The 14,908-nt window shown below is 57.0% G+C and carries 11 protein-coding genes and 1 pseudogene; 1 reads left to right on the forward strand and 11 read right to left on the reverse strand.

What is annotated here, in order from left to right; genetic code table 11:
- Positions 1-7 precede the first annotated feature (7 nt).
- The 6 genes and pseudogenes from V7773_RS22400 to V7773_RS22425 form a co-directional block, all read right to left on the reverse strand.
- Positions 8-1,180, reverse strand: coding sequence for an ABC transporter substrate-binding protein (locus V7773_RS22400; RefSeq protein WP_336075195.1), 1,173 nt, complete (start codon positions 1,178-1,180; stop codon positions 8-10).
- A gap of 427 nt (positions 1,181-1,607) precedes the next feature.
- Positions 1,608-1,919, reverse strand: a pseudogene (locus V7773_RS22405) (AAA family ATPase); the annotation flags it as partial.
- A 9-nt stretch (positions 1,920-1,928) separates the two neighbouring features.
- On the reverse strand, positions 1,929-2,705 hold the full coding sequence (locus tag V7773_RS22410) for an EAL domain-containing protein (RefSeq protein ID WP_336075235.1): 777 nt from the start codon (positions 2,703-2,705) through the stop codon (positions 1,929-1,931).
- 280 nt (positions 2,706-2,985) lie between these two features.
- Positions 2,986-3,900 (reverse strand): HlyD family secretion protein, encoded by a 915-nt coding sequence (locus tag V7773_RS22415; protein WP_336075197.1) that lies wholly within the window; start codon positions 3,898-3,900, stop codon positions 2,986-2,988.
- Positions 3,901-3,902: 2 nt separating this feature from the next.
- Positions 3,903-4,112 carry a DUF1656 domain-containing protein gene (locus tag V7773_RS22420; RefSeq protein ID WP_336075198.1) on the reverse strand — a complete coding sequence of 70 codons (210 nt, stop codon included), beginning with the start codon at positions 4,110-4,112 and terminating at the stop codon, positions 3,903-3,905.
- Entirely contained in the window at positions 4,102-6,111 is a 2,010-nt protein-coding gene (locus V7773_RS22425) for an FUSC family protein (RefSeq protein WP_336075201.1), read from the reverse strand. The genes V7773_RS22420 and V7773_RS22425 overlap by 11 nt, the downstream gene beginning before the upstream one ends.
- A gap of 179 nt (positions 6,112-6,290) precedes the next feature.
- On the opposite strand from V7773_RS22425, the gene V7773_RS22430 reads away from it, so the two are divergent.
- Positions 6,291-7,115, forward strand: coding sequence for an AraC family transcriptional regulator (locus V7773_RS22430; RefSeq protein ID WP_336075203.1), 825 nt, complete (start codon positions 6,291-6,293; stop codon positions 7,113-7,115).
- Positions 7,116-7,346: 231 nt separating this feature from the next.
- Here V7773_RS22430 and V7773_RS22435 read toward each other — a convergent pair whose 3' ends face one another.
- From V7773_RS22435 to V7773_RS22455, 5 genes are all read right to left on the reverse strand, one after another.
- Complete coding sequence (locus V7773_RS22435) at positions 7,347-8,384, reverse strand: formylglycine-generating enzyme family protein (RefSeq protein ID WP_336075204.1); 1,038 nt, start codon at positions 8,382-8,384, stop codon at positions 7,347-7,349.
- A gap of 41 nt (positions 8,385-8,425) precedes the next feature.
- Positions 8,426-10,105, reverse strand: coding sequence for an arylsulfatase (locus tag V7773_RS22440; protein ID WP_336075205.1), 1,680 nt, complete (start codon positions 10,103-10,105; stop codon positions 8,426-8,428).
- Between the two features lie 26 nt (positions 10,106-10,131).
- Complete coding sequence (locus tag V7773_RS22445) at positions 10,132-11,526, reverse strand: alginate export family protein (RefSeq protein WP_238992609.1); 1,395 nt, start codon at positions 11,524-11,526, stop codon at positions 10,132-10,134.
- A 479-nt stretch (positions 11,527-12,005) separates the two neighbouring features.
- The gene (locus tag V7773_RS22450) at positions 12,006-13,223 is read right to left on the reverse strand and encodes a CoA transferase (RefSeq protein ID WP_336075206.1); all 1,218 of its coding nucleotides are present in this window, start codon (positions 13,221-13,223) and stop codon (positions 12,006-12,008) included.
- Positions 13,223-14,893 (reverse strand): acyl-CoA dehydrogenase family protein, encoded by a 1,671-nt coding sequence (locus tag V7773_RS22455; protein ID WP_336075207.1) that lies wholly within the window; start codon positions 14,891-14,893, stop codon positions 13,223-13,225. Before V7773_RS22455 ends, V7773_RS22450 begins: the two co-directional genes overlap by 1 nt.
- Positions 14,894-14,908: the final 15 nt, after the last annotated feature.

A 14,908-nucleotide genomic window follows, 5' to 3' on the forward strand; every position in this document is an offset into this window, starting at 1 on the left:
CCTGCCACTACGGCTTCGTCACCTCCGGCAAAGGCGTCGGCGGCGCCGTATTGCTGATGGCCGCGTCGATCATCGCCGCAACGGAAGCCTGGTCATAGGAAGGATTGGCGGCGCCGCCCACCGGCATGGTGGCGAGCCAGGCATCCAGGTCTTTCCCATCGATACGCACCAGCGGCACTTCGACGAACTTCGGCACCTGCTTGCCCGCCAGAATCTGCTGGGCGACCCAGAAACCCACCTGGGAGACGCTCGGGGAAGCGGAGACAGAGACGGTCTCGTAGCCATTCGCATCGCGCTCCTGTTTCCACAGGGCGAGTTCGTCCTGACGGTTCCCCATCACGATGATTGGCAGAGGGCGTCCCGCCGCCTTGAAGGCCATGGCCGCGCCATAACCGTCGCCCCCCTGCGTCGCGACGGCATCAATGCTGGGCAGCGACGGCAGCGCCAACGCCACCTCCTTGCGTGCGACAGAAGCTGTCCAATTCCCGTATACCGTCTTGGCGAACTTCAGGCCCGGATAGTCGCTAGCGGCCTTGCGGATGCCGTCGCTGATGTTTTTATCGGTGGCATCGCCGGCAATGCCGCGAATCTCCAGCAGCGTTCCGTTCCCCTTGAGGCGCCCGGCGATATAGTCCATTTCCACGCGGCCCATGGCGGACCAGTTGTAGTCCACGGTATAGACGCAGGGTTCGGTGACCAGGCTGGCCATGACGACCACCACGATGCCGGCGTTGCAAGCATCGCGGATCACGCCGTTGAGGGCCGTGTCGGACGCGGCCAGGATGACGATGGCGTTGGCACCCTTGACGATCATGTCCTGGATATGAGCCGCTTGTTCCGAGGCCGAGTTATTGGCACTGACCACCGGAGCCTCGCGGATCAAGCCATCCTTTTGCGCCTGGACCGCAATCTCCTGCCAGTTGCGCACCATCACCTTGCGGAAATCGCTGCCCGCGTAGGAGTTGCTGAAGGCAATGCTATAGCTCGCGGTAGGGCCGCCGGCGATGCCACCGTCGGCAGCGTGGGCTGGATTGACAGCAACCAGCGCCAGCCCAGTCACGCAGCCGGCGAAGCGCCAGAAGATTTGGTGAGTGTTCGAAATACGCCGATGGACACGCGTTACCAGACTGCGCATTCGACCATTGAGATAATAGAACCAGGCACGAATAATCAGACACATACAGACTCCTTTCCTTAGTGGGTGACCAGTGAAAACAGTACATTGCCTGCAGTGGCAATGAGCATAGTCTCAACGTGCCCGCTTCGCGCGCGGCCATGGAAGGATTTCAGCCAACTGAGTGCCTCACAACGCACCCGAGCCCTTTCCGAGAAGCGCAGAACACGCCGTCATAACGCAGTCCACGTTTAGCAGGATTGAATGGCCTATGGCGGGAGGGTGATGCCAACCTGCCTGTACATTTTTTGAGCGCCCGTTAAAACGCCCTGCCTATCGGGCATCAGCTCGGTTATCCACAGACATACTCACGGATTTCTTGGATAACTGGATGGCATCGTGAAGCACGCCTGCCGTAGCGAACCTATGGATTCGATGCCCTGTATTTCGCGAGCTGCAAACCCACCTTTAATGCCCCGACATGTTCAACAGATCAAACTCGGTGTATGACAACATCCAGCCCTTCCGCCTGGTCGGGTGCACGAAAGTAGCTCGTGATCAGGTCGAATTCAGCATCAGTGGCTGCGAAGTCATGCTCGCCACGGGCATTCCTGTGGTGCAGCCTGCGACGGCAGGTGTCGTCGTCCACCTCAACGTAGTGAACACGGTGAGGGACTTTCGCAGCGTCAGCCAGGCTGCGTAGCCAATGACGATCTGCTGGAGTGTTGGCAGGAAAATCGAGAACCACGGGTGTCCCCGTCGAGAGCATGTCGATGACCAGCGGCCCCAGGACATCCTGGATCCGCTGCACACGTCAACCCAAGTCAAAGCATCCAGCCGGGAGATGACCGACCTCGGGCCTTGCATACAAGTATCCCTGCATCAGCTCGATCCCCATGCCTAGAAGCGTCGAGCTTTCTTCACGCGTCTCGACACCTTCGGCGATGACCAGGATATCCAAGCGCCTGGCGACCAGGATGATGCCTTCGACGATCGCTTGTTTGACCGAATCTTGATCGATGCCTCGGGTCAGTGCCATGTCAATCTTCAGCACCTGCGGTTGGAACATGGCCAGCAGGTTAAGGCCCGAATAGCCCGCGCCAAAATCGTCGACAGCGGTCATGAAACCTTGGCGCTCGTACTCCACGAAAATCGACTTGAGGTGCTCAGGGTCTACCACCTTCTCGCCTTCGGTCACTTCGAACATGAGCCTCTCTGGCGGAAAATGGGTCAGGCGTGCTGCTTCCAGGGTGGCCCGGATACATGTCTGCGGCCGGTATACGGCGTTGGGCAGGAAATTGATGCTCAGCAAGCAATCGGGAATCTCCAACAGGCCCAGCCTTGCGGCTTCCTCGATGGCTTTCACCCGGCAGGCCTGGTCGAATCGGTAGCGGTTGCTGTCGTTCACGAGCCCCAGGATGTGGCCAGCCGATTCGCCATTGACGCCTCTGACCAATGCCTCATAAGCAAACGCAGCGTGTGTCCGGACGTTGAAAATAGGCTGGAAGGCCATAGTGAAATCAAACCCCAACGCCTCGTGGTTGCGGCATTCGGCGCAGCCAAGCGATTGGAACGGAGGGCGTTTCGTCATGATCAATATTCCGTGGCGGTCGTGATACATTCCTGTGATTACAAGGAACTGTAGCCGACACCACCTGAGTCGGCGCGGGCCGAAGTTTCTGAAACACTATCGGCCGGCCCCACCGCTCACCTTGATCGGTGCGACCTGCATCAGGCACTGCTGATCTCGAATGCTCAATGCAGCTTTACGGTAAGGAGGTGCGGCGGGTCGGATTGGATTTGTGTCTTGCTGATGTAGATGTACAGAAACTTCCGCAATCCGCACAACGTTTCTCTCTTGATGTCAGGGATCAGTCAAGCTGCCTTGAGGCCTGCGAAGGAATCGACACTGGATGCCGAGCTGACGGGATGATCTCAACACTCGCTGTCATGCCTGCGGCCAATTCAACGCCTGCTGGCACTCTATTGATATGGATGCGAACCGGGATCCGCTGCGCAAGACGCACCCAGCTAAATGTCGCCGCCACATTTGGCAGGCCGAGATGACCAGGCGAATCGTTACTGTTCTCGATACCCCGTCCGATGCTTTCGACATGCCCCGACACAGGCTGAGCAAAGCCCATCAGCATGATCCGCGCCGGCTTGCCGACGCGGATCTGCCGGATCTTCGTCTCCTCGAAATAACCAGTAACCCAGAAACTCGCCGCGTCGAGGACAGCAACCGTTGCCGAACCGGCCGTCGCATAGTCACCCGGGCGCAACCTCAGATTAGTGACATAGCCATCGACCGGCGAGCGGATCGTAGAGCGGGCGAGATTGAGTTTGGCGAGGTCCAGAGCCGCTAGCGCTGCTTGATAGGTGGCGCTCGCCACTGCGGCCGCGCCTCCTGTTTGCTGAACATCTTCTTGGGACACGATATCGCGCAGTTGGCCGCGCCGCCGCGCCGCCGCTTGGCGAACGAGCCTATCCTGACGCTTGGCTTCGACGTCGGCTTCGGCCGCCGCCAAGGCGAGCCGGTACCGTTGCGGGTCGATCACATACAGAACGTCACCCCGATGAACATACTGGTTATCAACAATCGGGACGGCACTGACAGTGCCGGAGACTTCCGGTGCGATTTGCACGACATCCGCGCTCACTCGCCCGTCGCGAGTCCAGGGCGTTCGCTCGTGATGGTTCCACGCCCCCAGCGCAATGAGCGTGGCGCCAGCAACGAGGCAAAGAGTCAGGGCATAGCGGCTGAGCAAGGATAGAACTGGCTTCAAGATTAGCGTCCGATTGATGGCAGGTGCTGCACGAGCAGAGCGTAGATGAGCGCGAAAATGGCGAGTTCGACGAGCGGCCGGCGAGCGAATAGGCGGTAGATGCCCACCACGCAGAGAACGCGGATCATCGCGACGGTGGCAAAAATAGCGACGAATACCAGCGCCAGTAAACCGGGGATGAGGACGCCACCGACGTCGAGATCAACGATCATGAGGCGCGCTCGCCGTATGACGGGGACCTAGTGCAAATCCAAGGTCCATGAGCAGCTCGGCGATCCGCGAGCGGTCGTTGATCGAGCTGTCAGCGATCATCACCTGCAAGGTCTCGATACGCTGGTCAAAACCGATCGGGTCAACATGATCCGTAAGGTCCCTGGCGCTGAAGTGTGCCGCGATCGCGAAAAGCATTTCACCCAGTTTTTCGGCAATGTCGCCGTCGACCTGCGGGATCATCTTGCGCAGCGATCCAACAGCGTGGCCGACACGCAGATGGTGCAGGGTATCGTCGAGAACATCCGGATAGCCTTTGTTGGACACCCGTAGCCTTGGTAGCAGCAGCGCCGTGCGATCGATCATAAGGTTCGTCCAATACCGGTCATCGGGCACATCACCCAGCGCTCGACGGCTGACGCCCCTGCGACTCAATCGAAGCAGCCGACTGATCGCCGCGTCGACCGGGACGCTCTGGAACAAGGTCATGCTGACCGCCCCGAATCCGACCGCCGCAAAGAGTGCAACAACGGTATTGAGGGATGCCGCGAAGTCGCCTGCATAGGTGGCGCGCAGCCCCGAAAGGATCGGAATGGTCAGGGTGATACCGAGCGCCATGAGCGTCGTCGGCGGACGCGCTTGCAGGGACCCCGCGAACAGGAACGTCGGTGCTAGCACCATAACAAGGAGAACGAAGTCCGTGACCTGAGGAAGAATGACGAAGCTGTAGGCAAAGCTGATGACCGCCCCATAGATCGAGCCGAGCATATATTTGATGACGTTAGGGACTGGCTCATCGACATTCCCGAACAGCGTGCAACATACGCCGAAAATGGATACGGCCGTCCCGCCCTCGGGCCAGGCCGACCAGATCCAGAAAGCGCAGTTGATCAGGATGCCGACGATGGCACCCAACGCGGCCCGGCCCGCCATCCAGCGATCGCGGTGATAGATGTAGCCCTTCGCGGGCTTGGGCCAATGAAGCACTGTCGCCTCGTGTGATTGCTCGGCAGTCACGATGTGGCGCCCCAGGTTGTCGCAGTCTTGGAGCAGGCCAATCATTTCGCCAAGATAACCGGCGAGATTAGCGGCGAGCCTGGCGCCAGACGTTGCGGCGCCTACACCGCAACGTTTGTTGATCGCCCGCGCGCGGGCGATTAAACACATTGCGACGTCCTCCCGGTCGACCGCCTCGACAGCTGGAATCCACGTCGCGATATCATCGAGCAAAGCGACCAGTTCATCGGGCGAGTTGTAGCCGCCCATACCCAGGGAATGGATCCGGTCCTCGATCTCCGCAGCGAGCGCAAGCAATCGCGCCAGCCGGTCATGGATCAGTTGTACCGACTCGTGCCGCAGCGCAGGGGCCGGATCATAGGGCAGGTGCGATGCAAGCCCCTGAAGGGCAAGAAGATCCGCCGCGAGCTGGGTCCAGTCGCAACGATTCTCGCTCGGCGTTCCCTTCAAGGCGTCAGTTGCCAACCGACGGGCGTCCCGCAGCGCTGCCAACAGCTTGCTGATGAACTGACCCGTCATACGTTTGGGCAGGATGTAGCGATGCACTAGAACGGCACACAGTATCCCGATGGAGATTTCCTGAACCCGCACGGAGGCTGTATCAAACACCGCGCCTGGATCAAGGACGCTGGGAAATCCGATCAGGCTCGCGGTATAACCAGCAAGGACAAAAACATAGGCCCTTGGCGTGCGATCGAGCAGCGAGAAATAAAGACACAGGCCGATCCAGCAGGCGAGCACCACGCTGCATACGATAGGGTCGTTCACGAAATTCGGAATGATTGCCACCGTTGCCGCCGCCCCGACGAGGGTTCCCACGAAGCGATAGACACCGCGACTGAGCGAGGCCCCAGCAGAGGTCTGCGAGACAATGTAGACGGTCACTATTGCCCAGTAAGGATTGGCAAGTCCTATACGCAACGAAACATAGTAGGCCAACATCGCTGCGGCAAAGCTCTTCGCCGAAAACAGCAACGCATCCACGTCGGCCCTCATTGCAGGGGTTTGCAGGAGGGACACCACCACATGCGCTATGCCGACGCCGGCGCTCCCTGGTGGTTTGTTCACAGCGGATAGTATGTTCATGCGAACTATTATTGCGGCGTTGCAAACGCAAATAAATTCAGTATTCTTCCAAAATATCCCTAAAAACTGCCAATTGTATGCCGCTCACGCGATCAGCCGTTTCCGTCTTCGACCCTGACCTCACGGACCGGCCGGCGGTGGCCCGGCAGCTCGACTTTGCAGATCACCAAGCGGAAGTGCCGACACATGTGCATCGCAAGGGCCAACTGATCCTCGCGCTGCACGGGGCGGTCACTTGTACTGCGGACAACGAGATCTGGATCGTACCGCCCTACTGCGGCGTCTGGATTCCGGGCGGCGTGCCGCATAGCGCACGGGCGACAGCGAATGCTCGGCTCAATTATCTTTTCGTGAACCCCGGAGCGGCGAAACTACCCGAGGGTTGCTGCACGCTGTCCATCTCCCCAATGATCCGGGAAATGATTGACCGGCTAGCACAGGAGCCTGCCGATTATCCTTCAGTTGGCCATACCGCCAGGCTTGCGAGAGTGATCCTCGACGAATTGGTCGAAATGCCGCGTGAGCGCTTCAACCTACCCATCTCCAGCCATCCAAAGATTCGTGCGATAGCAGATGCACTGACGCTCGACCCTTCCGACCGCAGTACGTCAGCCGAATGGGCCAAACGCGTGGCGATGAGCGACAGGTCGCTGTCTCGATTGATGATTCGTGAGACGGGCCTTACATTTGGACGCTGGCGGCAACAGTTGCACCTTGTTGTTGCACTGCGAGAATTGGCCAGTGGTGCGAAGGTGCAGAACGTTGCAACCGAGCTGGGCTACAACTCGGTCAACGCCTTTATCACAATGTTCAAAAAGGCCCTGGGGAGCACGCCCGCACAGTATTTTGCTCAACGTGGGGCGCAATTGCCGTCGGCTCCAAAACGAATACCGAATAACTGAAATTCATGACTTCGAAATCGCCTGGAGACCACAGTTGGGGGGCAGTTGCGAGGCATGGAGGTGAAACACGAGGTAATTTACGCCAATTACCTACTCAGCCGCGAACGCTGTGCTTGCGATCAATGCCTCGCCTCTAACGGGTTTATTGGGCCATAGCTGACTGCAACTAAGATTGCGAACCCTGGTATTAAATAAGTCAACTAAACCATTCAACAAATTACGTTCAGGTCTTCAAGGAAGGCTCACCGTGCGAAAACCAATATGATTAGTTCCCATGGTTCGATCCTGAGCATGTCGCGCACTCGGACGGTAGCGTTTGCAGTACGAGGGTGAACAAAGAAAAGATCCCCCTTTGATTGTACCCAGCAGAAGCGTTCGCGCTTGGACGCTGAGCGAGTCCTCAAGATCAATTTCCGGATGAGGCTCTTCCTCGATGGAGTGATAAGGCGTCCAGTCATCCATTACCCACTCCCAAACATTACCCACCATATCAAAAAGATGGTAGGCATTCTGAGGAAAACAGCCAACAGGCGCTGTCGCGACGAAACCATCAGTGGCGGTATTCTGAAATGGAAACACGCCGGTCCAGGTATTGGCCATCTCCTTCCCGTCCAAATGAAGACTCTTGCCCCAGGGGTAGGTTGTACTGCTCGCACCTTTAGCCGCGTACTCAAATTGAGCTTCGGTCGGTAATGCACGGTTCATCCACTTCGCGTAAGCCTGAGCATCTTCAAAGGCTATTTGTACAACGGGATGATTATCCATGTTGTCGATGGAGCTGCCTGGACCGCTAGGGTGTTGCCAATCCGCTCCTTCTATAAAGTGCCACCACTGAAGGTTGATGACCTGCAGATCGCGAGGGGGTTCGAACACTGTTGATCCTGGACGGTACATCTGATCGGGCAAACCGGGGAATACTTTAGGGTCTAACCCGCGCTCAGCCAATGTTTTGTATCCCGTCGCCTCAACGAACGCTCGGAATTGCGCATTCGTCACTTCATGCCGATCAATCCAAAACCCATCCACCGTAACGTTCCGCTCTTGCGCTTCTTCTGGATAGTGCGTATTGGAACCCATAGTAAAGGTGCCCCCCGGCACCCATACCTGCTCTATAGGTACATCCTTGGGCGGTAAGCCTGAATATTGCTTGCAAGATGATACGTCCCCCAAAGATGAATAAACAGGTTCAGCACTGACATCATCAATGGTCACCATCACGCTCAATAATGCCCCGGCTATCAGAGCACGCCTGTAGTCATTCATTTTCATAACTCATCAATGGGGCCTCTTCACGTGGGAGGCCCTCTGTATCAATAGTCACGACGTGGGTAGGTTGTATCACGCCCCGTACTGATGACATTGTTCTGCCGCACATACTGCGTCCACTCAGTCAGCAGCTCATTCAACTTGTCTGGGTGCTTACTGGAAAGATCGTGTAACTCACCGCGGTCGGTCGCCAGGTCGTACAGCGCCCAAGTACCCTTGCCATCATCAAAGGAGTAAACGATTTTCCAGTTGCCCTTGCGGATAGCATTACGCCCCATCAATTCAATGCCGACGGTATAGGTGGAATCATGCACTGCGTGGCTTTTACCTTGGAGCATGGATAAAGCACTCGCCCCCTTCATCGGCTCAACGGTTTTGCCTTGGTATTGCGTACCGGGATGTTTGATACCTGCCACATCAAGTATCGTTGGCATGACGTCCATGGCAGTCACCACGGCGTCGGTGCGTTGAGGGTTGTCATTGAATGGAAGACGCATGAACGATGCAGAACGAACACCCCCTTCATTGGTATAGGCCTTGAACATTCTGAATGGTTGGGCGCTGACTTGCCCCCAGGCGGGTCCCTCATAAGCGAAAGAGTTTGGACGTCCAATATTGTTTAACGAGACGTCAAAGTGTTTGGGGATCCATTGATCATTTTCAACATCTTTGCTCCAATCATTACCTTCTGGTCCATTATCGGACAAGAACACGATCAAGGTGTTGTCATAAAGCCCTTTGTCCTTGAGGTGATTGATAAGTCTGCCGATCTCATGGTCAAAAGCATCGACCATTGCTGCGTAGGCTTCCATTGTCCGTGCCGAGTATTCTTTCTCTTCGACACTGAGTGCAGACCATGGCTTTACCCCCTTGGGCATCGGAACTGGTGTAGCTTTTGCGTCGACCAGGCCAAGAGATTTGAGTTTTTCGATTCTGCGTGCCGCGGTCACTTCGTAACCTTGGTCATAACGTCCCCGATATTTCCGCAGATAGGCGTCGGGAGCCTGGGAAGGTAAATGCGCGGCGGTGTAGGCCGCATAGGCAAAGAAGGGCTTTTTTTCTCCCAGGCCAGCATCGACGTACTCAATCAACTTGTTCGTAAAGTTGGTCGACGAGTAAAAGTCCGCTGGCAACTCTACCTTGATGTCATTCTCCCTGTAGACGGGTTCCGGGGCGTCTGACGCTATTTGCATAGGTGCCGTTTGCTTAAAATGAGCGGCCCCACCACCCATAAGGACATATGACTTATCGAACCCACGCTGCTGTGGACGCAGTCCATCAGCGCCACCCAAGTGCCATTTTCCGACCATGAAGGTCTGGTAGCCAGCATCCTTCATCAACTCTGGCAGGGCCGCTACGCGCTGGTTTAGATAACCCTCGTAGCCAGGCTTGCCCATCTGCTCAGGTGTGAGGTGAGGCGTCATCATTTCCGCCATATTACCGACACCTGCGAGATGATTGTCGGTCCCCGACATCAACATGGAGCGGGTCGGCGAACAGGTGGGGGCAACATAAAGCGATTGAAGCAAGGTACCGTGCTTACTCAGTTCATCCAGATTCGGGGTGTCAATTTCCCCGCCAAATGCTCCTAGATCTGAATACCCCAAGTCATCGGCAACAATTAACAAAATATTGGGTTTCGCTGAGGCTGCGAAGGCCTGGGGGACAAGACACGCCACAACGAGCAAGGCACTAGAGGCGAGCCAGTTCAAGTTTTTTTTCATTTCTTCAGAACCTTTTCTGTCATTTTTTAGAAGTGAAAAGCCACGACTAACTGGCTGTAGACGTTAAGATTATCGTTCCCCAGTTGGGAGCCGCCTTGTTCTGCACTTTTCTTAGGTTTATAGAGCCCCACCAAGGGACTGATAACCCAGTTCTCTCCCACCGACCAATCCAGGTATGCATCCACTTCACTGGCGTCCAGGTCGCCTTGTCTTTTGTCCAGACTTCTAAACGAGTAAGCCAATGCGCCCAAGGTCAGATTGGCGGTCGGATGCAATTGGAGTTCCGCCATATGAATGCCAGCATTTCGCTGAAATGGCCCTGAGTAGTTAGAGGCGACTTCGCCTTGAAACCAAGTGCCGTAACCACGACTGTAACCACTGAAGAGGGGGTCGTAGTCTTCGGAGTAACGACTGTAGCGATAGCCCAAGCGAGGCGTCCATGGTAACTGGGAGAAGGTCCACGCGCCTTCCGCGTACCAGGCATGTTCCTGCCCCTGTGACTTGTCCTCATGGGCATATTCGAACGATAAAAACAGGTCCTTGATACCGAAGTCACCTTGCCCACGAAGGCTGACAACTTCAAGACCATCCCTCTGGGCGCTGAAACTGTTCGCCAAGCTTTCGTCAACCCCCAAACCCTTTATATAAGTGAGGCCGAACGTAGCATGCTCATCTCCCCTTTCCAGTACCGCAATCCCGAGTTCTGGTTTGGCTTTGATCTCATTATCCGATTTCAGCCAAATCAAATCGCCACGCCATAGATCCTGCGCCCCAAGGTGCAGCTTCACCGTATTATGAAAAGCATTGCGCGGGGTGAGGTAATAGGCGCCACCTCTATCCAATTGACCATCGGCAATATTGTTGCCGACACTTAAGCCATCCCCGTTGATGATGAATCCATCACCTATCTGAATTTTCTGGCTGCCCACAGATAGATCGACAAAATCTTTTCCCCAGTCATGCATCAGATTACCCGAGCGCCAGCCGATATAAGCCCGATCGATTGATGCCCGTCGCTCGGAGCCGTCCGTGTATCCCGCAGCATCGCCACCATCCCAGGTACCGCTAGCCACCCAAGTGGTTTCTCCGTAGAGCGAACTGTCATATAACCCAGGTAATAGCGTCTGGCCTTTAAACCCAGCCCTGAGTACCCCTTCTTGCCAACCGGCGGCACCAGACTTGATAGGACCGCCCTGATTATAGGATTCACTGCTGTGAAACGCCCCGTAGATCGCCTGTACCGTGAAGTCAAGCTTCGTGTTGTCGTCTTTATAAATCGTTGCAGCCGAAGCACTGTGATCCACTACAGCCAACGCTAATCCGAGGAAAATATTAACAGCGCCGAACTGAACCTTGAAGGAGCGAACCTTCTGTTCATCCGGCTTCTTGTAAGTCAAGGTGATCCGGCTTTTCGAAGACATACTTCACCATTTTAATTATTGGAGGCAGGAAGGTAAGTTCACGACGCCGAGCGTTTTTTTAAGTGTGCTCGCTTGGAGGTGATCGTATGCCCGGATCGGGAGGCATGGCTTGTCTCTGCGTGACAGCAGAATTAGCTGTCGCTGCCATAAATCACTCGGAAAACAGCCTGAAACCAGCACTACTGTCTGTGCTGGATTTGTGCCGATTGGAGGTGGGTCAGTGTTGCGTTAGCACATGAATCAATCGGTGCCGGCATCAACAATCCCTATCAAAAGCCCGGTGGTCACCTCAAGCCATTGCTTGATCAGCCGCCATACCTACGGCAATTCGGCGCATCGTCTGCATGCGACGCGCGCGAAATAAGACAGACGATGACTGGCGGGGCTCTCTTACGACTGCACGACCTGACAACCATGAGCAAGATGGTCGTTTGGATCTCCTGCAGTTATCCTCGCCCGACGTTGACGCGGGCACATCCCTACCGATGTGCGATACGCACCAATCCCTGGTCATGCAACGCGCCGAATTCGCTACTGCTCAACCCCAGCACGTCCATCAACACCGCCTCGGTATCAGCCCCCAATTGCGGTGCCGGCTGCGGCGTGCGGTAGTGGCCGTTGAAACGCAGGGGCATGCCGGGGGTGAGTATTTGGCCGATGCCGGGTTGCTCCAGCATTTTGAACAAGGGGTTTTGCTCGGAGCAGGACGGGTCTTCTTCAAGCAGTGTGCTGATGCTCTGGTAGTGGCTCCAGCACACGCCGCGGTCTTCAAAGAGGGCGGTTATCTCTTCCAGGGTGCGCTCCGCCACCCAGGGGCTGACCAATGAGGCCAAGGCCTCACGGGCGTGGAAACGCTCACCTTCGCGATTTAGATCGACCTGTAGGTGTCGACCCAAGGCCTCCACCTGTTCGGTGATAGCTGTGACCTCGCAAAGGCTGCGCCACTGTTTGAGGGTCAGACCAACCACCATAATGCGCTGCCCGTCACGGGTCACGAAGTCGCGGCCAAAGGCGCCGAACAAGTCATTGCCGTGGCGTTGCCGTTGTACGCCGCGCTGGGCTTCGGCAAGAAAGCCCAAATGGCCCATCACTGCCAGCGCCACATCTTCCAGAGCCAGCTTCACCTGCTGACCAATGCCCTGCCGGCTGCGCTGACGCTCAGCGGCAAGTAGCCCAACGGCCGCCATTTGCCCAGTGATCAAATCCCAGGCTGGCAGCACATGGTTGACCGCGCCATCGACGTCTTGGGGGCCGGTGAGATAGGGCAAACCAATGCGCGGATTAATCGTGTAATCAACCGCCGAGCCGCCATGTCGATCGCCCTGAATGGTCAACTGAATCAGGTCCGCGCGCTGGGCACGCAGGGTGTCATAATCTAACCAGCCTCGGGGTGGAAAATTGGTCAGCAGCATGCCGGCGTCTAAGCCCGGCGCGGTGATCAGCGCCTGGGCCAGTTCACGGCCCTGGGGCTTGTTGATATCAATGGCCACCGAACGTTTGCCTTTATTGAGCCCGGCCCAGAACAAGCTGGTGTCGTCGTCGGTGACCGGCCAGCGGCGATAGTCCAGGCCGCCGTCGAGACCGTCGACGCGGATCACATCGGCCCCCATCTGCGCCAGGGTCATGCCACCTAGCGGAGCGGCGACAAAGGCCGATACCTCAATTACGCGCATGCCCTTGAGAATTGCCTCGCTCATCAGGCGACCTCGGCTTTCAGTGCGGCTTCCAGCAGGCTGCGGCCAATGACTTTCAACGCCAGGGTTTCTTCGGCGCCCTCAAAAATTGACAGCACCCGTGCGTCAACAAAGTAGCGGCTCACCGCCACTTCCTCGGCATAGCCCATGCCGCCGTGAATCTGCAGGGATTCGCGCGTCACCATTTCCGCGCTGCGGCAGGCAAACAACTTCACCAGGCTTGCTTCCATTCGGCCCTCGCCCTGAGCCAGCATGCGTCCCACCGAATAGGTGAGATAACGGCTGGCGACATAACGTGCAGCCATTTTTGTCAGCTTGGCGCCGGTCAGCGGATAATCCGCCAGTGGGGCTCCGAACACCTTGCGCTCCGTCGCATATTGCAGCCCCGCCAATAGAGCCGCCCGCATCACGCCGCTGGCCCGTCCGGCCGTTTGCATACGCCCGCCTGTCATCCCCGCCATGGTGTAGTAGAAACCTCTGCCCAGGCCCTGAGTCTCGCCAATCACATTACCGTCGGGCACAAAGAAGTCCTCGAACGACAGATCGAACGAATGCATGCCGCGGTAGCCGATGGTGGGGATTGCCCGCCCGGTAAGGCGCCCTCCCCCAGGCTGGCGGAAATCAAAGTCGTGGCCGTCGTAGCTGGGCTTCTCCGCCAACAACAAACTGAGGCCGCGGTGCCCCAATTTTTTGTCGGGATGAGTACGGGCGACCACCATCAGCACCCCTGCCTTTCCGGCAAAGGTACACCAGGTTTTCGCTCCATTCAGGCGCCAGCCGCCCTCGCAGGGAGTTCCTCGCAGGGTCAGGTTGGCCACATCGGAACCATAATCAGGTTCGGTAATTGCAATCGCGCACAACGGCTCTCCCACAGCCAGTCGCGCAAGCCAATGCTGCTTCTGGGACTCAGTGCCGCCGCTCAGTAGCGCTCTCGAGAGAATTTCCGGACGAGTGATCAGGCTGCCTGCTGCAGCCAGTGAAGCCTGAGACAGGGCCTCGGTGACCACAATCATGGTTAACGGATCCTCCTGATCGTCTGGAGCGCTGCCTCCGTACTGCTCGGGAATGGACAGCCCGAAGACGCCCATATCGCGCAAGGCTGCCAGCAAGCTGTCGGGGATGGTGAGGTCTTCGCGATGAATGTGCTCGGCAAGTGGTGCCACGGTGTCAGCAGCGAAGCGGCGGAACTGATCCTCAATCATCGACAGTTCGTCCCCCATCGCCACCTGACCGATCTGCTCCGGACGTTCTGCCATTAAACGCGCACTGTCATGCAGGGCAGCACTCGATAAAACACTACGACGTAATGCACGCAGTCTAGGGTCGGCAGCGATGGCATGCAGGGCACCATCGGCCAGATCCAGCTCGACACAAATAGCCTCCAAACGACCGTGCACCAAGGTGATGGCCTCCACAGCAAACACCAAAATCAGGCGTCGATCCACCGCGCTAGTACCGGCATCAATGGCCTGCAATGAACGCTCGGCGGCCAACAATTCGGCACTGGCCCAAGCGAGTTCGAAAGTCGGTACTTGCATCAGGTCCAGCAGGTCAGCATCCAGTTGCTGGCCCTTGGTGCAGCGTGAAGCCAAGGCACTGGTGGCCTGCTCCAGTACGCCGCGCAACTGTAACAGCAGGCCCAGCAAATCGTTGGTAGCGGTAATTGGCAGCATAGGTCGAACTCCAAA

The sequence above is a fragment of the Pseudomonas sp. 3JA genome, from assembly GCF_036961705.1.
In the GTDB taxonomy this organism is placed as follows: domain Bacteria; phylum Pseudomonadota; class Gammaproteobacteria; order Pseudomonadales; family Pseudomonadaceae; genus Aquipseudomonas; species Aquipseudomonas fluorescens_Q.

Coding starts and splice junctions, on each gene's coding strand:
- V7773_RS22430 (WP_336075203.1), top strand. CDS start 6,291: ATGCCGCTCACGCGATCAGCCGTTTCCGTCTTCGACCCTGACCTCACG.
- V7773_RS22455 (WP_336075207.1), bottom strand. CDS start 14,893: ATGCTGCCAATTACCGCTACCAACGATTTGCTGGGCCTGCTGTTACAG.
- V7773_RS22450 (WP_336075206.1), bottom strand. CDS start 13,223: ATGAGCGAGGCAATTCTCAAGGGCATGCGCGTAATTGAGGTATCGGCC.
- V7773_RS22400 (WP_336075195.1), bottom strand. CDS start 1,180: ATGTGTCTGATTATTCGTGCCTGGTTCTATTATCTCAATGGTCGAATG.
- V7773_RS22420 (WP_336075198.1), bottom strand. CDS start 4,112: ATGATCGTTGATCTCGACGTCGGTGGCGTCCTCATCCCCGGTTTACTG.
- V7773_RS22410 (WP_336075235.1), bottom strand. CDS start 2,705: ATGACGAAACGCCCTCCGTTCCAATCGCTTGGCTGCGCCGAATGCCGC.
- V7773_RS22440 (WP_336075205.1), bottom strand. CDS start 10,105: ATGAAAAAAAACTTGAACTGGCTCGCCTCTAGTGCCTTGCTCGTTGTG.
- V7773_RS22445 (WP_238992609.1), bottom strand. CDS start 11,526: ATGTCTTCGAAAAGCCGGATCACCTTGACTTACAAGAAGCCGGATGAA.
- V7773_RS22435 (WP_336075204.1), bottom strand. CDS start 8,384: ATGAAAATGAATGACTACAGGCGTGCTCTGATAGCCGGGGCATTATTG.